We start from the raw sequence: 18,045 nt of genomic DNA on the forward strand, positions 1-18,045 counted from the left end.
GATGATGACGAACCTGAATCGCGCGCTCGTCCCCGGCGTGCTGCTGGCGGTGCTCGCAGCCTTCCCGGCGATCGCGCCGCACTTCGGCCTGGACTATTACACCGGCTTCGTGATGCGCATGCTGATCGTGATGCTGATCGCCACCAGCCTCAACTTCCTCATGGGCTACGGCGGCATGGTAGCGCTCGGCCATGCCGGCTTCGTCGGCGTCGGCGCCTATGCGCTGGTGGCGATGAGCGAAGCGGGGGTGACCTCGGCCTGGGCGCTGTGGGGCGGCGCGATGCTGGCGGCGGCGCTGGCGGCGGTGCTGATCGGCGCGGTGTCGCTGCGCACCCGCGGCGTGTACTTCATCATGATCACGCTCGCCTTCGCGCAGATGCTCTACTACCTGGCGGTGTCGCTGCGGGCCTACGGCGGCGACGACGGCTACAACCTGATGTCGCGCCCGCTGCTCGGCTTCGGGCTGGACACCGCCGACGATGCCACGCTGTACTGGGTGGTGCTGGCGCTGTGCGCGCTCTGTTTCGCCTTCTTCCACCACAGCCTGGGTTCGCGCTTCGGCCAGGCGCTGGTCGGCATCCGCGACAACGAGTCGCGCATGATGGCGCTTGGCTACCCGGTGTTCCTGCTCCGGTTGCAGGCCTTCGTGATCGCCGCGGCGGTGGCCGGCCTGGGCGGCGCCCTGATGGTGACGCAGAACAGTTTCATCAGCCCGTCGTCCATGCACTGGTCGCAATCGGCGGTGCTCATCGTCATCGTCGTGCTCGGCGGGCTCGGCCATCGCTGGGGCGGGGTCATCGGCGCGGCGGTGTGGGTGACGCTGGAAGAAGTGCTGCGCCAGGCTACCGAGTACTGGCACTGGCCGCTGGGCGCCTTGCTGATCGCCATCATCCTGTTCGCGCCCGACGGTCTCGGTGCGCTCTTCGGCCGCCGTGCCGCGGGCGTTCCGGCGCAGCCGCGCGGCGGCTTCCTCACCCTGCTGCGGAGGTCGGCATGACGCTCTTTTCCACCCGTGGCCTGATCAAGCAGTTCGGCAGCCTGCGCGCCACCGACGACGTGTCCATCGAGGTTGCGCCGAACGAGGTGCATGCCCTGATCGGCCCCAACGGCGCCGGCAAGAGCACGCTGGTGAATCTCATCTCCGGCATGCTCCCGGCCGATGGCGGCAGCATCGTGCTCGACGGCGTCGAGCTCACCGCGATGCGTCCGCACCAGCGGGTGCGCGCCGGCTTGTCGCGCTGCTTCCAGGTGACCAATCTGTTCAAGGGGGCGACGGTGCGCAGCAATCTGATGCTGGCGGTGCAGTCGCACAACGGTGGCAGCTTCCAGCCCTTCGGCCGCCGCGATGGCGAGGCGGAACTGGCCGAGCGCGCGGTGGCGCTGGCCGAGCGTGTCGGCCTCGGCCGCGAGCTGGAGCGCATCGCCGGCAGCCTGCCGCACGGCGCCCAGCGTCAGCTCGACGTGGCGCTGGCGCTGGCGGCCGATCCCAAGCTGCTGCTGCTCGACGAGCCGATGGCCGGCATGGGGCCGGACGAGTCGGCGCGCATGGTCGAGCTGATCCAGCAGCTGCGGCGCGACATGGCCATCCTGCTGATCGAGCACGACATGGACGCGGTGTTCCGGCTCGCCGACCGCATCTCGGTGCTGGTGTACGGCCGGGTGCTGGCCAGCGGCAATGCGGAGCAGATCAAGGCGCACCCGGAGGTGCAGGCGGTCTACCTTGGGTCGGAGGCGGCATGAAGCACGACGCGCTTTTATCCTGTTCCGGCCTGCAGGCCGGCTATGGCGCCAGCCAGGTGCTGTTCGGGCTGGATTTCGAGATCAATCCGGGCGAGGTCATCGGCCTGCTCGGCCGCAACGGCATGGGCAAGAGCACCACGATCAAGAGCATCGTCGGCACGCTGGCGCCCAGCCGCGGCGACATCCGCTTTCTCGGCCGGTCGATCGCCGGTATGCGGCCCGACGCGATCGCGCGCATGGGCGTGGCGATCGTGCCGGAAGGCCGCCACTGCTTTCCGAACCTCAGTGTGCGCGAGCACCTGGTCGCCTTCGCCGACAAGCGCAACGACCACCGCGACGGCTGGACGCTGGAACGCATCTACGCGCTGTTCCCGCGCCTGAAGGAGCGCGCCGACAACCTCGGCAACCAGCTCTCCGGCGGCGAGCAGCAGATGCTGGCGATCGGCCGCGCGCTGTCGACCAATCCGCGCCTGCTCATCCTGGACGAGGCGACCGAAGGCCTGGCGCCGGTGATCCGCGACGAGATCTGGCGCTGCCTCGCCCAGTTGAAGGCCGAGGGCCAGACCACGCTGGTGGTAGACAAGTATGTCGATCGGCTGGTCGAGCTTGCCGATCGCCACCTCATCCTCGAGCGCGGTCGTGTGGTGTGGGCAGGCTCCTCGTCCGAACTCGCTGCCGACCACAGCCTGTGGCATCGCTACATGGGCGTCTGAGGCGATGTCGCCGACGCCCGTTCTTGCATGGACCGCCATCCCACGAGGTGTGCGGCCGTGCCGTGCTTCAACCCGCCGTTCCGCATCCCCCACCCCCTTACGGAGATACACGATGAAAGGCACCTTGAACCGAACCGCCGCCGCGCTCCTGGCGTTCGGACTGAGCTGTGCGCCGGCCTTTGCTGCCGACGAGATCAAGATCGGCTTCATGACCACCCTGTCCGGCCCCGGCGCTGCCATCGGCACCGAGGTGCGCGACGGCTTTCAGCTGGCGCTCAAGCACACGGGTGAAAAGTTCGGTGGCCTGCCGGTGAAGATGGACGTGGTCGACGACCAGCAGAACCCACAGACCGGCCGCCAGACGGTGGAGCGCTTCCTCAAGCGCGACAAGGTGGATCTGGTGACCGGTGGCGTGTTCTCCAACGTGGTGCTGCCGGTACTGCCGTCCATCCTGCAGGCCGACACCGTGTATCTGTCGACCAACACCGGTCCCCGCGACTATGCGGCGGACAAGTGCGATCCCAACTTCTTCGCGCTGGCCTGGCAGAACGAGGACATTCCGGCGGCGATGGGCAAGTTCGCCAACGACATGGGCTACAAGAAGGTGGCAATGATCGCGCCCAACTACCCCGGCGGGCGTGAATCGCTGGACGGGTTCAAGCACTTGTACAAGGGCGAGGTGGTCGAGGAGATCTACACCAAGCTCGGCCAGCTCGACTATGCCGCCGAACTCGCCACCATCCGCGTCGCCAAGCCGGACGCGGTGTTCTTCTTCCTGCCGGGGGGCATGGGCGTGAACTTCATCAAACAGTTCGACGGTGCCGGTCTCAACAAGACCATGCCGCTACTCGCGCCGGGCTTTTCGGCGGATGAGGACACCATCAAGGCGGTGGGCGAGTCCATCGCCGGCCTCTACAACGCCTCGCAGTGGGCCGCCGATCTTGACAACGCGGCCAACAAGCGCTTCGTCGCCGACTTCGTCAAGGCGTATGGTCGCATCCCGACCATGTACGCCGCCCAAGCCTACGACACCGCCATGCTGATCGACAGCGCGGTGAAGAAGGTCGGCGGCAAGGTGGAGGACAAGGCGGCCTTCCGCAAGGCACTGCGCGCGGCGGACTTCCAGTCGGTGCGTGGCGGTTTCCGCTTCAATACCAACCAGTACCCGATCCAGGACATCTACATGCGCTCGGTGATTCGTAACCAGCAGGGACAGACCACCAACAAGACGGTGGGCGTGGTCATCAAGGATCACGCCGACCGCTTTGCGGCGGAGTGCAAGATGTCGGGTGCCTGAGCACCCGAACGATGGCCGGCCCGCCATGTGGCGGGCGGTATGTGTGCGGGCGGCGCCTTCAGGTTGCCGCCCGTTGTCGTTTACAACAGCGGCGTGGGCGAGACGATGATGCCGTCGTCATCCGTATAGAGATAGTGGCCGGGAGTGAAGGTGACTCCACCGAAGGTGACCGGCAGTTCGGCTTCGCCGGTGTTGCGCTTGATCGACTTCCTAGGGTGTGTGCCGAGTGCGAACACGCCGAGGTCCATGCCCGATAGCGCCTTGGAGTCGCGGATGCAGCCATAGACGACGATGCCGGCCCAGCCGTTCTTCACGCCGAGTTCGCCGAGCTGATCGCCGACCAGGGCGCAGCGCATCGAGCCACCGCCATCGACCACCAGCACGCGGCCGTTGCCCGGGGTTTCGAGCGTCTTACGCACCAGCGCATTGTCTTCGAACAGCTTGAGCGTAGCGATCGCGCCGCCGAAGGCGCTACGGCCGCCGAAGCTGCGGAACATCGGGGCGACGACACTGACCTTGTCTTCGTTGGCGTCGCAGAGATCGGCAGTCTGGATGGTGAGGGTCATGGTGGCTCCGTTGATGGGCGGGAAGGGCCCGGACGGGCCGGGCGTTGCGCATCATAACGGATGAGTCGGGCGTCTTTGCGGCCTGTCGGCCGTCCGTTGTAGGACAGCCGACAGGACCGAACCCGACAAGATCAGGATGGATCAGACCGGGCCGCGGGCTTCGCGCACGGCGTTGGTCTTGGTGGCGACCACTTCGTCCCAGCCCACGGTCGGGTACTTGGGCTTGTAGTCGTCGAAGGCGCCGGCCACGGTCAGCACCTTGTCGGCGGCGGACTGGCCCTTGAAATCACCCTTTTCGAGCTTGAGTTCTTCGATCAGCTCGTTCCAGACCATGCCGTCCTGCAGGGGAATCAGCGCCGAGGTCTGACCGCCGAACTCGGTGAACAGCGGCTTGGCGACGTTCACCACGAAGAACAGCAGCTTCGCGCCGGGAGCGAGATCCTCGCCGTACTTTTCAAAGAACAGCGGAATCTCCGCAACGTCGTTGAGCATGCCGGCAGCCATCACGAGCTTGTCGCCGTCGGACAGCAGCACCGCGCCACGCATCACTTCCGTGGGCGGCTTGCGACGACCGGCGGCATCGCCGATTTCGCCTTCGACGAGGACGAGTTCGCCCCGATAGGCAGCCTTGCCGGCGGTGGTGCTGGCCTCCTTGAAGTTCATGTTGAAGAGCAGCCCTTGTTGCTCATAGCGGTCGAACAGCATGTGAATCTCCTGCTTGGTTTGAGAATGCCAAGCAGGCCTGCAATAAGCATGCCGGCGTCAGGGGTATGAACGGCGGAGCAGATGGAAAAGGGGCACGCCCTTGCGGACGTGCCCCTCGGAGGCTGATGCAGACCGGGCCGGCGCCCGGTGGCGGATGCTCAGACGGTGGCGACCTCGGTCTCGTCGAACTGCAGCTTGACCTTGTGTTCGTCGTCGATGTCTATCGTCACCCTGCCGCCATTCGCCAGACGACCGAACAGCAGCTCGTCGGCAAGCGCCGAGCGGATCGTGTCCTGGATGAGGCGGGCCATCGGGCGCGCACCCATCAGCGGATCGAAACCCCGCTCGGCCAGCCAGGCCTTGAGCTCGTCGGTGAAGTGGGCCTCCACCTTCTTCTCGTGCAACTGGGCTTCGAGCTGCATCAGGAACTTGTCGACCACGCGCAGGATGATGTCGCTGTCGAGCGCCTTGAACGAGATGGTCGCATCCAGGCGGTTGCGGAACTCGGGCGAGAACATGCGCTTGATCTCGGACATTTCGTCACCCGCCTCGCGCTTGGCCGAGAAGCCGATCACCGACTTCTGCATGGTCTCGGCGCCCGCGTTGGTGGTCATGATGACGATCACGTTGCGGAAGTCCGCCTGCCGGCCGTTGTTGTCGGTCAGCGTGCCGTGGTCCATGACCTGCAGCAGGATGTTGTAGATGTCCGGGTGCGCCTTCTCGATCTCGTCCAGCAGCAGCACGCAGTGCGGCTTCTTGGTGATCTGCTCGGTGAGCAGGCCGCCCTGGTCGAAGCCGACATAGCCCGGCGGCGCGCCGATCAGGCGGCTGACCGCGTGGCGCTCCATGTACTCGGACATGTCGAAGCGGACCAGTTCGATGCCCAGCGTGTAGGCGAGCTGGCGGGCGACTTCGGTCTTGCCGACGCCGGTGGGGCCGGAGAACAGGAAGGAGCCGATCGGCTTGGCCGGGTTGCCCAGGCCGGAGCGCGACATCTTGATCGCCTTGGCGAGCGCCTCGATGGCGGCGTTCTGGCCGAACACCACGTTCTTGAGGTCGCGCTCCAGCGTCTTGAGCGCGGCCTTGTCGTCGTTGGACACCGTGCGCGGCGGGATGCGGGCGATCTTGGCGACGATCTCCTCGATCTCGTTCTTGCCGATGGTCTTCTTCTGCTTGGACTTCGGCAGGATGCGCTGCGCGGCGCCTGCCTCGTCGATGACGTCGATCGCCTTGTCGGGCAAGTGACGGTCGTTGATGTACTTGGCCGACAGTTCTGCCGCGCTCGACAGCGCCGAGGCCGAGTACTTGACGCCGTGGTGCTCCTCGAAGCGGCTCTTGAGCCCCTTGAGGATCTCGACGGTTTCGGACACCGAGGGCTCGGTCACGTCGACCTTCTGGAAGCGCCGCGACAGGGCGTGGTCCTTCTCGAAGATCTGGCGATACTCGTTATAGGTGGTCGCGCCGATGCACTTCAGCTGGCCGGACGACAGCGCCGGCTTGAGCAGGTTGGAGGCATCGAGCGTGCCGCCCGATGCGGCGCCCGCGCCGATCAGCGTGTGGATCTCGTCGATGAAGAGGATGGCGTCCTGGTTTTCGACAAGCTGCTTCAGCACCGCCTTGAGGCGCTGCTCGAAGTCGCCGCGGTACTTGGTGCCGGCGAGCAGGGCACCCATGTCGAGTGCATATACCTGGGCGTTTTCCAGAATTTCCGGCACGCGACCTTCGACGATGCGGCGCGCCAGACCCTCGGCAATGGCTGTCTTGCCGACGCCGGCCTCGCCGACCAGCAGCGGATTGTTCTTGCGCCGGCGACACAATGTCTGGATGACGCGCTCGACTTCCTTCTCGCGGCCGATGAGCGGGTCGATCTTGCCGACCAGGGCTTGCTGGTTGAGGTTCTGCGTGTAGTTCTCGAGCGCTCCACCGGACTGCTTTTCCTCGGCCTCCTGCTCGTTCTGTTCCCCCTGTTCTCCCTGGCTGCGATTTTGCCCACCCGTGCCTTGCTGGGGCGTCTTCGCGATACCGTGGGAAATGAAGTTCACCACGTCGAGGCGGGAGATGTTCTGACGCTGCAGGAAATACACAGCATGCGAGTCCTTCTCGCCAAAGATGGCAACCAACACGTTGGCGCCGGTGACTTCCTTCTTGCCCGAGGACTGGACGTGCAGGATGGCGCGTTGGATCACGCGCTGGAATCCGAGCGTGGGCTGCGTGTCGATCTCCTCGCTGCCCTCGACCTTCGGGGTGTGTTCGTTGATGAAGTTGGTCAGTTCGCGGCGCAGTTCGTCGAGGTTGGCTGCGCAGGCGCGCAGAACCTCGGCCGCTGACGGATTGTCGAGCAAGGCAAGTAGCAAATGCTCCACGGTGATGAACTCGTGTCGCTTTTGCCTCGCCTCGACGAAGGCCATGTGCAGGCTGACTTCAAGCTCTTGCGCGATCATTCAGTTTTCCTCCATCACGCATGCCAGTGGGTGCTGATGCTGGCGGGCAAAGGAGACGACCTGTTCAACCTTGGTCGAGGCGATGTCCCGGGGAAAGACACCACACACCCCCATGCCCTCTCTGTGGACTTGGAGCATGACCCGCGTGGCACGTTCGCGGTCCATGCCGAAATATTTCTGCAGAACGACGATGACAAAGTCCATCGGAGTGAAGTCGTCGTTGAGCAGAAGCACCTTGTACAACGGGGGCGGACGGGTACGCGTCCGCTTCGCTTCCAATACGAATCCGTCTTGTTTCTGCGTGGCCATGCGGTCCATTCTAATGAAGTCGAAGCAGAGTGCAACACGCCTGGCAACGGGGTAATTTGCGCTCCGGGATCCCGGAAAATCGCCCGTCGGAATCTATCTGAGGGCGCCTCCGGTTGATTTCAACAAAGCCAGAAGCGTGCCATTCTCAAGGCAATAATTCGGTATGAATGCTGCGTTGCGGCAGGCTCCGCGCAAACGCCCGCCAGGCAAGGCGCGGGAAAAAGAAAACGTTGACGCTGTGCTGACAAGTGGGTAAAAACTAGCGCGTGCGTCGTGTAAGGTGTAATGCGCTGGTTCTGTTAGTTGCGGCCGGGTGCGCGAGTTTCGCGTCGCGTGGCCTGAACCCGCAGTGCTGGTTATGCTTGACTTGACAACGAGGCATTCGCCGGCAGTGGAGCCGGTTTGTATCAAGTAACTTTGAAGGATTAAGGCAATATGGCAACTGGCACTGTTAAGTGGTTCAACGACTCCAAGGGTTTTGGTTTCATTACCCCTGACGATGGCAGCGAAGACCTGTTCGCGCACTTCTCCGCCATCAACATGAGTGGCTTCAAGACCCTGAAGGAAGGCGAAAAGGTTTCCTTCGAGGTCACGCAGGGGCCGAAGGGCAAGCAGGCTTCGAACATTCAGCGGGCCTGACGAGTCGAGTTGATGGGGTTTGACCTGAAGGGGATGGCCTGAAGGTCTGGCTCCATCAAAAAGCAGAAGGCCGCCGGGTGACCGGCGGCCTTCTGCTTTTTGGCGTCTGCATCACGCACAAATCAGGTGCTTTGCGCCCGATTGGTAGATCAGGCGGCACTGACTCTTGCGGTCGTATGGCCTTACTGCTTGCTGTCGTGCAATTGCCGCAGCGGGCGATTCACTACGGTGGTGCAGGCTTTGTCCGAAATGCACCGTGGAACGATGCCGGACAGCAGCCGCGTCGGCGGGCAGGCGCCCGCCGCGACCTTACTTGAGCTTGATTTCCTTGTACGGGACGTGCTTGCGCGCGACCGGGTCGTACTTGTTGAATTCGAGCTTTTCAGGGGTGGTGCGCTTGTTCTTCGAGGTCGTGTAGAAATGACCGGTACCGGCGGTCGATTCCAGCTTGATCTTTTCGCGGGCGCCTTTGGCCATGGCGATCTCCGTTCAGTTCGTGCGGCGCAGGGCCGCAATAGGGTTGCCTGGGACGATAGTCCGGATCAGATCTTGTCGCCGCGGGCGCGCAGCTCGGCAACGACGGTGTCGATGCCCTTCTTGTCGATCGTGCGCAGCGCGGCGTTGGTGACGCGCAGACGGATCCAGCGGTTTTCGCTTTCGCTCCAGAACCGGCGGTTTTGCAGGTTCGGAAGGAAACGGCGCTTGGTTTTGTTGTTGGCGTGGGAAACATGATTTCCCACCATCGGTGCTTTACCGGTCACTTGGCAGACGCGAGCCATACGATGCTCCAGGGAATTCGGATTGCGAAAACGTTGGAGGATACCTTAGTTGCGGCGGACTAGGCAAGATGGTTTCGTAAAACCGACCGCCCGACGCGCTCAGATCAGGCCGCGTTCGGCGAATGACGTGGGCTTTCCATGTGCCGGTACGATGAAGTGGTCGAGTACCCGGATGTCGACCAGGGCCAGCGCGTCCTTGAGCGTGCGTGTGAGCGCCTCGTCGGCACTGCTCGGCTCGGCCGCGCCGGACGGATGATTGTGGGCGAAGATTACCGCTGCGGCATTGTGGGCCAAGGCAAGCTTGACGATCTCGCGTGGGTACACGCTGGTCTGCGTCAGTGTGCCGCGGAAGAGATCGATTGCGTCGATCAGGCTGTTGCGGGCGTCGAGCAGCAGCACGCAGAAGGTTTCATGGGGCAGGTGGCCGAGCCGCAGGCGCAGCCAGTCGCGCACCGCCTGCGGCGAGTCGAAGAGGTCACGGGTTGTGAGTGTCTCCGACAGCGCGCGTCGCGCCAGTTCCATCACCGCCTGCAGTTGGGCATACTTCGCCAGCCCCATGCCGGGGATGGCGGCGAATTCCTCGGCACTGGCGGCGCAGAGCCGGGTGAGCGTGCCGAAGCGGGCGATCAGCTGGCGGGCGAGATCCACGGCGGTGTGGCCGCGAATGCCGACGCGCAGAAACAGTGCGAGCAGTTCCGCGTCCGACAGTGCATTGGCGCCGCGGCTGAGCAGCTTTTCTCGGGGGCGTTCGTCTTCGGGCCAGTCGGTAATCGCCATGGGTATCGTCTATTCCAATGTCGTGATTAGTTTAACGCGAATGTCATGAATGAGCTGGCAGGCAGGAAAATCGTACTGGGTGTCACCGGCGGAGTGGCCGCCTACAAGGCAGCCGAACTCGTGCGGCTGCTGGGCAAGGCGGGCGCCCGCGTGCAGGTGGTGCTGACCGATGCGGGGGCGCGTTTCGTCACGCCGGTCACCTTCCAGGCCTTGTCCGGCAATACGGTGTGGACCGACATATGGGATCCGCGCATGGCCAACAACATGGCGCACATCGACCTCAGCCGGGATGCCGACGCGGTGCTGGTGGCGCCGGCTTCGGCCGATTTCATCGCCCGCGTCGCGCACGGGCTGGCCGACGATCTGCTGACCACGCTGTGTCTGGCGCGCGACTGCCCACTGCTGGTGGCGCCAGCGATGAACCGGCAGATGTGGGAGCACCCGGCGACGCAACGCAATGTGCGACAGATCGTGGACGACGGGGTGACCCTGTTCGGCCCGGCGGCTGGCGACCAGGCTTGTGGCGAGATCGGTATGGGGCGCATGGAGGAGCCGGAGACGCTGCTTGAGAACCTGATCGCCTACTTCGTGCCGAAGACGCTGGCCGGTCGCCGCGTGGTGCTGACCGCGGGGCCGACTTTCGAAGCCATCGATCCGGTGCGCGGCATCACCAACAGCAGCTCGGGCAAGATGGGCTATGCGCTGGCGCGTGCCTGTGCGCAGGCCGGTGCGGAAGTGGTGTTGGTGAGCGGGCCGGTGGCCTTGCCAGCGCCGGTCGGCGTCCGCCGGATAGACGTCCGCAGTGCGCTTGAGATGCGGGCGGCGGTGTTCGACGCGCTGCCGGGTGCCGACGTCTTCATCGGTGTGGCCGCGGTGGCGGACTACCGGCCGGCCCAGGCGGCCGAGCACAAGATCAAGAAATCGGGCGAAACGCTGTCGCTGGCGCTGACCCCCAACCCCGATATCCTCACCGAGGTCGCCGCGCGCGCCGACGCGCCTTTCTGCGTGGGCTTTGCCGCCGAAAGTCGCGATCTCGACGCCTATGCCGAAGGCAAACGACGCAACAAGCGCCTGCCGATGCTGGTGGGCAATCTGGTGGGCGACGGCCTCGGCAGCGACGACAACCTCGTGATCCTGTACGACGATGCCGGCAAACACCCGTTGCCGCGCGCGCCCAAGAGTGTGCTCGCCGGGCAGATCGTAGACCATCTCGCCGGCCTGCTGGCCGCGCGGGCGATTCCTTCCTGATATTCCGAGGGCAACAGAACATGCACCGTATCGACGTCAAGATCCTGGACCCGCGACTGAAGACTCATCCGCCGGGCTATGCCACGGCGGGTTCGGCCGGACTGGACCTGCGCGCCTGCCTCGATGCGCCGGTGTTGCTGCATCCGGGTGAGACCTCGCTTGTTCCGAGCGGCCTGGCGATCCATCTTGCCGATCCCGGGCTGGCGGCGATGGTGTTGCCGCGGTCGGGGCTGGGGCACAAGCACGGCATCGTGCTGGGCAATCTGGTCGGCTTGATCGATTCCGATTACCAGGGCCAGATCTTCGTTTCGGTCTGGAACCGTGGCCGCGAGGTGTTCACCATCCAGCCGATGGAGCGGATTGCACAGTTAGTCGTGGTGCCGGTGCTGCAGGTGGGCTTCAACGTGGTCGAGGATTTTTCCGAGAGCGAGCGCGGCGGCGGCGGTTTCGGCAGCACCGGCAAGCACTGAGCCGATGCCTCATCAGGGAATACCGACCGGCGTTCATGTCGTCTGCGAGCGGCATGGACGCGTGCTGCTGATGCGTCGTGCCGGTACCGGATTTTTTGATGGCCTCTTCAGCCTGCCGGGTGGTCACGTGGAGCCGGGCGAGTCAGTGAGGGAGGCGGCGCGGCGTGAACTCCGCGAGGAGACCGGATTGGTGGTCGCGCCCGATGAGTTCACCTATTGCGGCGTGGTGCACCGGCTGTCGGATACCAATCGCATCGATTTCTTCCTGCGTGCGGCGATCTGGCAGGGCGAGGCCCGCATCGCCGAACCGGACAAGTGCGACGCGCTCGACTGGTTCGCCATGGACGCGCTGCCGACCGCCATGGTGCCCTATGTGCGCGAAGCCCTGGCGGCCGGTGTCGGGCCCTGGATCATGGAGCTGGGCTGGTGAGTCCGGCAGGTCACACGATTCTAAGTATTATCATATTCTGATAGTCTGTTTTCGCACCTCGAACAGCAGTCACAAGAAGAGGAGTGGAGACATGAAGTCCATCGCAAGGATCGCATTGTTCACGGCCATTGGCCTGGCGGGGCCGGTTATCGCCGAGATGCCTCAGGTCGATCTGCCACGTGCCGAAGAAATTCACATGGGGCGCTGTTTCCTGTGTCACGGCGCCGAGGGCGAAAGTTCGACGGCCCTCTACCCGCGTCTGGCCGGGCAGCATTACCAGTACATCGCCAAGCAGCTTGCCGACTTCAAGTCGGGAAGGCGCAAGAGTGACACCATGACCAGCATGGCGGTCGAGTTGACGCCCGAGGAGATGCAGGCGTTGGGGGTGTTCTTCGAGCGCAAGCCGGCACGGGTACAAGAGGCGCAGGACGGTGAACTGGCGGCGGTGGGACGCTTCGTCTTTCGTCGCGGCAACGAGTATTCCGGCGTCCCTGCCTGCGCCACCTGTCATGGCGACAAGGGCTTGGGTACCGCGCAGTTGCCGCGCCTCGCCGGGCAGATTCCACAATACATCGAGAGCCAGTTGCGCTCATTCAACAAGCGGGAACGCACCAACGACAATGCGGTGATGCATTCCATCGCGTCGAAGCTGACCGATCTGGAGATGAAGGCGGTGGCGGTCTATATCAGTACCTTGCACGAATAGGGGCCCGCCGCTCATGGCGCACCGGGCCGCGGTAGCGGTCCGGTACGCCAGCGAGGCGGGATCACGCCAGCATGTCGGCCCAGATGTTCTGTGCCCAGGCCAGCGCCACCTTGCCTTCGATCTCGTTGGCCGCCAGCGATACCCCGCCCGCACCGGCCACCGGCATCGGCTGCTTCTTCTCGGCATCGTACTGGTGCACCGAGGCCACGTGGATGACGTTCTTCCCATCCACGAAGCTGTAGCAGGTGTTCATCACCACCGGGGTCGGGTTGGGCGCTTCGCCGGCGAGCAGGTTGAGGATTGCGGCAGCGGCGACCTTGGCGTGCTGGTTTGCCATGTGGCCGGACTTGGGCATGGTCGGCGCCGGAAACAGCGCGTCGCCGAGCACATGAACGCCCGGGACACCCTTGGCCTCGTAGCTCAGCCAGTCGATGTCCACCCAGCGGCTGTTGATCAGCGGCAGACCCGCCGTGGTCGCGATGTTGCCGGCGCGCATCGGCGGGATCACGTTGAGCACGTCGGCCTTGATCTTGTCGAACTCGAGTTCGGCCGTAAGCGTGGTGGCGTCCACCGCGTGCAGCTCGCTGTTCGGCCGGTATTCGATCATGCCCTTGTAGCTGTCGAAGGCCTTGGTGAAGAGCGCTTTCTTGGACTGGATCTCGGGGTTGGCATCGAGCACCAGGATCTTGGATTTCGGCTTGGTCGCGCGCAGGTAGTTGGCGACGACGCAGGCGCGTTCGTAGGGGCCGGGCGGGCAACGGTAGGGTGCCTTGGGGATCTGTATCGCATAGACCCCGCCGTCCTTCATGGCGGTCAACTGCTGGCGCAACAGCACGGTTTGCGGGCCGGCTTTCCAGGCGTGCGGGATGCGGTTGTCGTTGCCGTCCAGGCCGGCGATGGCGCCGGGGATGAAGTCGATGCCGGGCGAGAGCACCAGGCGGTCGTAGTTCAGCGTGCCGCTCCTGGCGGTGGTGACCGTTCTCCTGGCGGGATCGATCGCGGTCACGTCGTCGGTAATCACGTTCACGCCCCAAGTGGAGCGGAGCTTGTCGTAGCCCAGCGTGATGTCCTGCATCTGCTTGACGCCGCCTATCACCAGGTTGGATATCGGGCAGGACACGAACTGAGGATTGCGCTCCACCAGCGTGACCTTAACGGCACCCTTGCTCCACATGCGGAGGTACTTTGCCGCGGTGGCGCCGCCGTAGCCGCCGCCCACCACCACCACGTGACCGCTGCCGGCGCGGCCCATGCCGGCGCAGCCGGATAGCGCCGAGCCGGCCGCGATGGCGCCCACGGTCTTGAGAAAATCGCGTCTGTTCAGCATCTCGGTCTCCCCGGATTATTTCTGTGCCGCGAAGTAGCCGGCGATCAGGTCGAGCTGTTCGTCGGTATAGCCCTTGGCGATCTGGTGCATGATCGTGGCCGGTTTCGCCCCCGACTTGAAGTCGGCGATCTTCTGCAGCAGCGTCTCCTTGGGTTTGCCGGCCAGGCTTTCGATGCCGCCCAGGCTCTTGCCGTCGGTACCGTGGCAGTTGGCGCAGCCTGCCGCAAGGTCGCGTGCCAGGTTCGGGTCCGCGGCCAGCGCGGCGCCCTGGGCGCCGATCAGACAGAGCGCGGCGAATACGGTGGTGAGTTTCACGACGTCCTCCTCTCCGGTTCTTGGTTATGTGCTGTTTTGCGCATCGAGTGCGAACACGCTGCCGTTGCCGACCTCCGGACGCCTTGCATGTCGAGCCTTGCCAGCCGGGACGCGTTCTGAAATTCAGTATATCCGAGCAGGATGGGTGCGCAATCCACCATTCTGGCTACCAGTTGGCGGAAGTTGAGTTGGGTGTCGCCTGGTGCGGTGCAGCAATATTAGAGATTGACTATATAGTTGTGCGGTTATAAATTAATTCTCATCAGGTCTGAGGAAGCCTTGCCAAGCCGGCGTTCGCCGGGGCTCTTCGGATACAAGAATGAGGAGACAACGCATGGCAAACCAGGATGCCCGGCCGGGTCGGCTGCGGCTTGCGCCGGAGAACTTCCTCAGCGACGCCGATATCCGGCTCGTCCAGCAGGGGCGGCGCGATTTCCTGCGCAAGGCGCTGCTCGGCGCCAGCGCCGCGATGGCGCTGCCGGCGGCGCGTGCGGCTGGCGAGGGCGATCCCGCGATCCTCGAGTTGCCGCCGTGGTCGACCTCGCTCGGCCAGCCGGTCGCGGCCATGCCCTACGGCATGCCCTCGCGCTTCGAGCGCAACCTGGTCCGGCGCGAGAGCCCCGGCCTGACGCGGGTGGGCGCCTCCTCGGTGGCCTTTACGCCGCTGCAGGGCCTGTTCGGCATCCTCACGCCGTCGGGCCTGCACTTCGAGCGTCATCACCAGGGCTGGCACGACGTCGATCCAGCCCGACACCGCTTGATGATCAACGGCCTGGTCAAGACCGCTTCGGTATTCACCATGGACGACCTGATGCGCCTGCCGCCGGTGTCGCGCATCCATTTCATCGAATGCGGCGCCAATACCGGCATGGAGTGGGGCAACGTGGCGGTGCCGACGGTGCAGTACAGCCACGGCATGTTGTCCTGCTCGGAATACACCGGCGTGCCGCTGCGCACCCTGCTCGACTTCTGCGGTGCCGACTACCGCAAGGGGCGCTACGTCCTCGCGGAGGGCGCCGACGGTTCGTCGATGACGCGGACCATCCCGATGGAGCTGGTGGAGTCGGGCGAGGTGCTGGTGGCCTACGGCATGAACGGCGAGATGCTGCGCCCGGAGAACGGCTATCCGCTGAGGCTGGTGGTGCCCGGCGTGCAGGGCGTCAGCTGGGTGAAGTGGCTGCGCCGCATCGAAGTGGGCGACGCGCCGTGGGCGACCAAGGACGAATCCGTGCATTACATCGACATGATGCCGGACGGCACGCACCGCCAATACACCTCGGTGCAGGAATGCAAGTCGGTCATCACCACGCCGTCGGGCGGGCAGATGCTGCTCGACCGGGGATACTACAACATCTCCGGCCTGGCCTGGTCGGGGCGGGGCCGGATCCGGCGGGTCGACGTTTCCACCGACGGTGGTATCAACTGGCGTGAGGCGCGGCTGGAGACACCGGTGCTGTCGAAGGCGCTGACCCGCTTCAACATCGACTGGGTTTGGGACGGCAAGCCGGCCATCCTGCAATCGCGCGCCAGTGACGAGACCGGCTACGTACAGCCGGGTTACGGCCAGTTGCGGGCGGCGCGAGGCACCCGGTCGATCTATCACAACAACGCCATCCAGTCGTGGAAGGTGATCGAGTCCGGCGAGGTGAGCAATGTCCAGGTGCTTTGAGGCGGCGCTCGCTGTGTTGTTGTCGCTCGGCGCCTGTATCGCGACGGCTGCCGACCTTTACCCCGGCGTCGGCCGGCCGGCCACGCCCGCCGAAGTGCGGGCCTGGGACATCGACGTGCGGCCCGATTTCACCGGCCTGCCCAAGGGCGCGGGTACGGTAGAGCGCGGCCTGGTGTTGTGGGAGGCACAGTGCGCGTCCTGCCACGGGGTGTTCGGCGAATCGAACGAGGTGTTCACTCCCATCGTCGGCGGAACCACGGCCGACGACATTGCGAGCGGCCGCGTGCACGCACTGGTGAGCGGCGCGTCGCCGCAGCGCACGACCATGATGAAGGTGGCGACGGTGTCGACGCTGTTCGACTACATCCAGCGCGCAATGCCATGGACGTCGCCGAAATCCTTGTCGCCGGACGATGTCTACGCGGTGCTGGCCTACCTGCTGAACCTCGCCGAGATCGTTCCCGCCGACTTCGAACTGAACGAGCGCAACATCCGCGAGGTGCAGGCGCGCATGCCCAATCGCAACGGCATGCGTACCGATCACGGCATGTGGCCGGGCGCTGCGGCCGCGCATGGCGGCATGGGCAACGGTGGCAAATCCGATACGAAGAACACCGCGTGCATGACGAACTGCAAGCCGGCACCGCAGGTGGTGTCCATGCTGCCCGACTATGCGCAGGATGCGCATGGCAACATCGCCGAGCAGAACCGCAACATCGGCCAGACGCGCGGCAAGCAGACGGCAGTTGCGGGCGGCGCGGCGCATGCGGCCGGCGGCGAGGGGCCGCTGGCGCTCGCCCAGGCCAGGGGGTGCATGGCCTGTCACGGCGTCGCCAGCAAGATCGTTGGCCCGGCTTATGACGAGATTGCGGCAAAATACCGCGCCCAGGCCGACGCCGAGGCGCGCCTGCTGTCCAAATTGAAGACGGGCGGGCAGGGCGTGTGGGGCGCGGTGGCGATGCCGCCGCAGGCCCATGTGCAGGACGACGAACTCCGGCAACTGGTGCGCTGGATACTGGCCGGTGCGCAGGCGCGCTGACAAGCGTGCGGACCACCAAGCTTCGACGAGGAGAAGACGCAATGAATCATCAACGCAGGGACGTCCTGAAGGCGGGCGGCAGCCTGGGCCTGTTCGGATTGCTGGTGGCAGCCGGCCTGATCCGGCCCGAAGTCGCCGAGGCGGCGTGGAACAAGGGTGCTTTCGATGCCAAGACGCTGGATGAGGCCTTCGCCGCGCTTGGCGCCGGCAAGCCGGCTGACAGCGCCGACATCCAGATCACCGCGCCCGACATCGCCGAAAACGGTGCGGTGGTACCGGTCGGCGTGGTCAGCAATCTGCCCAAGACCGAGCAGATTGCGATCCTGGTCGAGAAGAACCCCTTCATGCTCGCGGCCAATTTCGAGATCCCGGCCGGGACCGTGGCCGACATCCAGACCCGCATCAAGATGGGCCAGACCTCCGACGTCTATGCCCTGGTCAAGGCGGACGGCAAGTTCGTCGTCGCCAGGAAGGAAGTGAAAGTCACCCTCGGCGGCTGCGGCGGCTGAACCGGACTGAACAAAGGAGAATTCGATGGCAAACCCGATGCGTATCCGCGCCGCGGCCAAGGACGGCCTGACCGAAGTGCGCGTGCTCATGTCCCACGTGATGGAAACCGGCCAGCGCAAGGACGCCGCCGGCGCCACCATCCCGGCCCACTTCATCACCGAACTCACCGCCAAGCACAACGACAGGCTCGTACTGTCGGCGCAGTTTGGCCCTTCGGTCTCGACCAATCCCTACCTGGCGTTCAAGTTCAACGGCGGCGCCAAGGGCGACAAGATCACGGTGAGCTGGGTGGACAACAAGGGCGACAGCCGGACCGACGAAGTCCAGATCGCCTGAACGCGAGCGGCCGGGCATGCGTCCGGCCA

Annotated in this window: 22 protein-coding genes; 13 read left to right on the top strand and 9 right to left on the bottom strand. The window is 64.8% G+C overall.

The window, feature by feature from the left end; genetic code table 11:
- Position 1: 1 nt before the first annotated feature.
- From CJ010_RS06805 to CJ010_RS06820, 4 genes are all read left to right on the top strand, one after another.
- Entirely contained in the window at positions 2-997 is a 996-nt protein-coding gene (locus tag CJ010_RS06805) for a branched-chain amino acid ABC transporter permease (protein WP_141017332.1), read from the top strand.
- Positions 994-1,740 (top strand): ABC transporter ATP-binding protein, encoded by a 747-nt coding sequence (locus CJ010_RS06810; protein WP_141017333.1) that lies wholly within the window; start codon positions 994-996, stop codon positions 1,738-1,740. Before CJ010_RS06805 ends, CJ010_RS06810 begins: the two co-directional genes overlap by 4 nt.
- Positions 1,737-2,453, top strand: coding sequence for an ABC transporter ATP-binding protein (locus CJ010_RS06815; RefSeq protein WP_141017334.1), 717 nt, complete (start codon positions 1,737-1,739; stop codon positions 2,451-2,453). The genes CJ010_RS06810 and CJ010_RS06815 overlap by 4 nt, the downstream gene beginning before the upstream one ends.
- A 112-nt stretch (positions 2,454-2,565) precedes the next feature.
- Positions 2,566-3,750 carry an ABC transporter substrate-binding protein gene (locus CJ010_RS06820; protein WP_141017335.1) on the top strand — a complete coding sequence of 395 codons (1,185 nt, stop codon included), beginning with the start codon at positions 2,566-2,568 and terminating at the stop codon, positions 3,748-3,750.
- 80 nt (positions 3,751-3,830) lie between these two features.
- Here the strand turns inward: CJ010_RS06820 and rraA are convergent, their stop codons facing one another.
- The 4 genes from rraA to clpS all read right to left on the bottom strand — a co-directional run bounded on the left by rraA (position 3,831) and on the right by clpS (position 7,771).
- Positions 3,831-4,316 carry a ribonuclease E activity regulator RraA gene (gene rraA / locus CJ010_RS06825; RefSeq protein ID WP_141017336.1) on the bottom strand — a complete coding sequence of 162 codons (486 nt, stop codon included), beginning with the start codon at positions 4,314-4,316 and terminating at the stop codon, positions 3,831-3,833.
- Positions 4,317-4,457: 141 nt separating this feature from the next.
- Positions 4,458-5,021, bottom strand: coding sequence for a hypothetical protein (locus CJ010_RS06830; RefSeq protein WP_141017337.1), 564 nt, complete (start codon positions 5,019-5,021; stop codon positions 4,458-4,460).
- Positions 5,022-5,179: 158 nt separating this feature from the next.
- Positions 5,180-7,462, bottom strand: coding sequence for an ATP-dependent Clp protease ATP-binding subunit ClpA (clpA, locus tag CJ010_RS06835; protein WP_141017338.1), 2,283 nt, complete (start codon positions 7,460-7,462; stop codon positions 5,180-5,182).
- A complete protein-coding gene (gene clpS / locus CJ010_RS06840; protein ID WP_141017339.1) occupies positions 7,463-7,771 on the bottom strand; it encodes an ATP-dependent Clp protease adapter ClpS in 309 nt (102 codons plus the stop codon). It lies immediately after the preceding gene.
- Between the two features lie 435 nt (positions 7,772-8,206).
- Here clpS and CJ010_RS06845 point away from each other — a divergent pair, with 435 nt between their 5' ends.
- On the top strand, positions 8,207-8,410 hold the full coding sequence (locus CJ010_RS06845; RefSeq protein WP_141017340.1) for a cold-shock protein: 204 nt from the start codon (positions 8,207-8,209) through the stop codon (positions 8,408-8,410).
- 309 nt (positions 8,411-8,719) lie between these two features.
- Here the strand turns inward: CJ010_RS06845 and rpmG are convergent, their stop codons facing one another.
- From rpmG to radC, 3 genes are all read right to left on the bottom strand, one after another.
- Positions 8,720-8,887, bottom strand: coding sequence for a 50S ribosomal protein L33 (rpmG, locus tag CJ010_RS06850; RefSeq protein WP_141017341.1), 168 nt, complete (start codon positions 8,885-8,887; stop codon positions 8,720-8,722).
- Between the two features lie 65 nt (positions 8,888-8,952).
- A complete protein-coding gene (gene rpmB / locus CJ010_RS06855; RefSeq protein ID WP_141017342.1) occupies positions 8,953-9,189 on the bottom strand; it encodes a 50S ribosomal protein L28 in 237 nt (78 codons plus the stop codon).
- Positions 9,190-9,288: 99 nt separating this feature from the next.
- The gene (gene radC / locus CJ010_RS06860) at positions 9,289-9,966 is read right to left on the bottom strand and encodes a DNA repair protein RadC (RefSeq protein ID WP_141017343.1); all 678 of its coding nucleotides are present in this window, start codon (positions 9,964-9,966) and stop codon (positions 9,289-9,291) included.
- A gap of 45 nt (positions 9,967-10,011) precedes the next feature.
- On the opposite strand from radC, the gene coaBC reads away from it, so the two are divergent.
- The 4 genes from coaBC to CJ010_RS06880 all read left to right on the top strand — a co-directional run bounded on the left by coaBC (position 10,012) and on the right by CJ010_RS06880 (position 12,820).
- Positions 10,012-11,214 (top strand): bifunctional phosphopantothenoylcysteine decarboxylase/phosphopantothenate--cysteine ligase CoaBC, encoded by a 1,203-nt coding sequence (coaBC, locus tag CJ010_RS06865; RefSeq protein ID WP_141017344.1) that lies wholly within the window; start codon positions 10,012-10,014, stop codon positions 11,212-11,214.
- 20 nt (positions 11,215-11,234) lie between these two features.
- A complete protein-coding gene (gene dut / locus CJ010_RS06870) occupies positions 11,235-11,684 on the top strand; it encodes a dUTP diphosphatase (RefSeq protein ID WP_141017345.1) in 450 nt (149 codons plus the stop codon).
- A gap of 4 nt (positions 11,685-11,688) precedes the next feature.
- Positions 11,689-12,114 (top strand): NUDIX domain-containing protein, encoded by a 426-nt coding sequence (locus CJ010_RS06875; protein WP_141017346.1) that lies wholly within the window; start codon positions 11,689-11,691, stop codon positions 12,112-12,114.
- Positions 12,115-12,205: 91 nt separating this feature from the next.
- Complete coding sequence (locus tag CJ010_RS06880) at positions 12,206-12,820, top strand: c-type cytochrome (protein WP_141017347.1); 615 nt, start codon at positions 12,206-12,208, stop codon at positions 12,818-12,820.
- Between the two features lie 61 nt (positions 12,821-12,881).
- Here the strand turns inward: CJ010_RS06880 and CJ010_RS06885 are convergent, their stop codons facing one another.
- Together CJ010_RS06885 and CJ010_RS06890 are read right to left on the bottom strand one after the other, a co-directional pair.
- Complete coding sequence (locus tag CJ010_RS06885; RefSeq protein ID WP_141017348.1) at positions 12,882-14,147, bottom strand: FCSD flavin-binding domain-containing protein; 1,266 nt, start codon at positions 14,145-14,147, stop codon at positions 12,882-12,884.
- A gap of 15 nt (positions 14,148-14,162) precedes the next feature.
- Positions 14,163-14,462 carry a cytochrome C gene (locus tag CJ010_RS06890; RefSeq protein WP_141017349.1) on the bottom strand — a complete coding sequence of 100 codons (300 nt, stop codon included), beginning with the start codon at positions 14,460-14,462 and terminating at the stop codon, positions 14,163-14,165.
- Positions 14,463-14,796: 334 nt separating this feature from the next.
- Between CJ010_RS06890 and soxC the strand changes: the two genes are divergently transcribed.
- From soxC to soxZ, 4 genes are read left to right on the top strand one after another with little or no spacing between them, the layout of a single operon-like run.
- Positions 14,797-16,131: a sulfite dehydrogenase gene (soxC, locus tag CJ010_RS06895; RefSeq protein WP_141017350.1), complete on the top strand. Its 1,335-nt coding sequence runs from the start codon at positions 14,797-14,799 to the stop codon at positions 16,129-16,131.
- On the top strand, positions 16,115-17,170 hold the full coding sequence (locus tag CJ010_RS06900) for a c-type cytochrome (protein ID WP_141017351.1): 1,056 nt from the start codon (positions 16,115-16,117) through the stop codon (positions 17,168-17,170). The genes soxC and CJ010_RS06900 overlap by 17 nt, the downstream gene beginning before the upstream one ends.
- Before the next feature lie 41 nt (positions 17,171-17,211).
- Positions 17,212-17,679, top strand: a complete 468-nt coding sequence (soxY, locus tag CJ010_RS06905; protein WP_141017352.1) for a thiosulfate oxidation carrier protein SoxY — start codon at positions 17,212-17,214, stop codon at positions 17,677-17,679.
- A gap of 25 nt (positions 17,680-17,704) precedes the next feature.
- Positions 17,705-18,016, top strand: a complete 312-nt coding sequence (gene soxZ / locus CJ010_RS06910; RefSeq protein WP_205754906.1) for a thiosulfate oxidation carrier complex protein SoxZ — start codon at positions 17,705-17,707, stop codon at positions 18,014-18,016.
- Positions 18,017-18,045 lie beyond the last annotated feature (29 nt).

The sequence above is a fragment of the Azoarcus sp. DD4 genome (assembly GCF_006496635.1).
In the GTDB taxonomy this organism is placed as follows: Bacteria; Pseudomonadota; Gammaproteobacteria; order Burkholderiales; family Rhodocyclaceae; genus Azoarcus.

Excerpts from the sequence above, each read along its gene's own strand:
- CJ010_RS06805 (WP_141017332.1), top strand. The coding sequence starts at position 2 with ATGATGACGAACCTGAATCGCGCGCTCGTCCCCGGCGTGCTGCTGGCG.
- CJ010_RS06810 (WP_141017333.1), top strand. The coding sequence starts at position 994 with ATGACGCTCTTTTCCACCCGTGGCCTGATCAAGCAGTTCGGCAGCCTG.
- CJ010_RS06815 (WP_141017334.1), top strand. The coding sequence starts at position 1,737 with ATGAAGCACGACGCGCTTTTATCCTGTTCCGGCCTGCAGGCCGGCTAT.
- CJ010_RS06820 (WP_141017335.1), top strand. The coding sequence starts at position 2,566 with ATGAAAGGCACCTTGAACCGAACCGCCGCCGCGCTCCTGGCGTTCGGA.
- rraA (WP_141017336.1), bottom strand. The coding sequence starts at position 4,316 with ATGACCCTCACCATCCAGACTGCCGATCTCTGCGACGCCAACGAAGAC.
- CJ010_RS06830 (WP_141017337.1), bottom strand. The coding sequence starts at position 5,021 with ATGCTGTTCGACCGCTATGAGCAACAAGGGCTGCTCTTCAACATGAAC.
- clpA (WP_141017338.1), bottom strand. The coding sequence starts at position 7,462 with ATGATCGCGCAAGAGCTTGAAGTCAGCCTGCACATGGCCTTCGTCGAG.
- clpS (WP_141017339.1), bottom strand. The coding sequence starts at position 7,771 with ATGGCCACGCAGAAACAAGACGGATTCGTATTGGAAGCGAAGCGGACG.
- CJ010_RS06845 (WP_141017340.1), top strand. The coding sequence starts at position 8,207 with ATGGCAACTGGCACTGTTAAGTGGTTCAACGACTCCAAGGGTTTTGGT.
- rpmG (WP_141017341.1), bottom strand. The coding sequence starts at position 8,887 with ATGGCCAAAGGCGCCCGCGAAAAGATCAAGCTGGAATCGACCGCCGGT.
- rpmB (WP_141017342.1), bottom strand. The coding sequence starts at position 9,189 with ATGGCTCGCGTCTGCCAAGTGACCGGTAAAGCACCGATGGTGGGAAAT.
- radC (WP_141017343.1), bottom strand. The coding sequence starts at position 9,966 with ATGGCGATTACCGACTGGCCCGAAGACGAACGCCCCCGAGAAAAGCTG.
- coaBC (WP_141017344.1), top strand. The coding sequence starts at position 10,012 with ATGAATGAGCTGGCAGGCAGGAAAATCGTACTGGGTGTCACCGGCGGA.
- dut (WP_141017345.1), top strand. The coding sequence starts at position 11,235 with ATGCACCGTATCGACGTCAAGATCCTGGACCCGCGACTGAAGACTCAT.
- CJ010_RS06875 (WP_141017346.1), top strand. The coding sequence starts at position 11,689 with ATGCCTCATCAGGGAATACCGACCGGCGTTCATGTCGTCTGCGAGCGG.
- CJ010_RS06880 (WP_141017347.1), top strand. The coding sequence starts at position 12,206 with ATGAAGTCCATCGCAAGGATCGCATTGTTCACGGCCATTGGCCTGGCG.
- CJ010_RS06885 (WP_141017348.1), bottom strand. The coding sequence starts at position 14,147 with ATGCTGAACAGACGCGATTTTCTCAAGACCGTGGGCGCCATCGCGGCC.
- soxC (WP_141017350.1), top strand. The coding sequence starts at position 14,797 with ATGGCAAACCAGGATGCCCGGCCGGGTCGGCTGCGGCTTGCGCCGGAG.
- CJ010_RS06900 (WP_141017351.1), top strand. The coding sequence starts at position 16,115 with ATGTCCAGGTGCTTTGAGGCGGCGCTCGCTGTGTTGTTGTCGCTCGGC.
- soxY (WP_141017352.1), top strand. The coding sequence starts at position 17,212 with ATGAATCATCAACGCAGGGACGTCCTGAAGGCGGGCGGCAGCCTGGGC.
- soxZ (WP_205754906.1), top strand. The coding sequence starts at position 17,705 with ATGGCAAACCCGATGCGTATCCGCGCCGCGGCCAAGGACGGCCTGACC.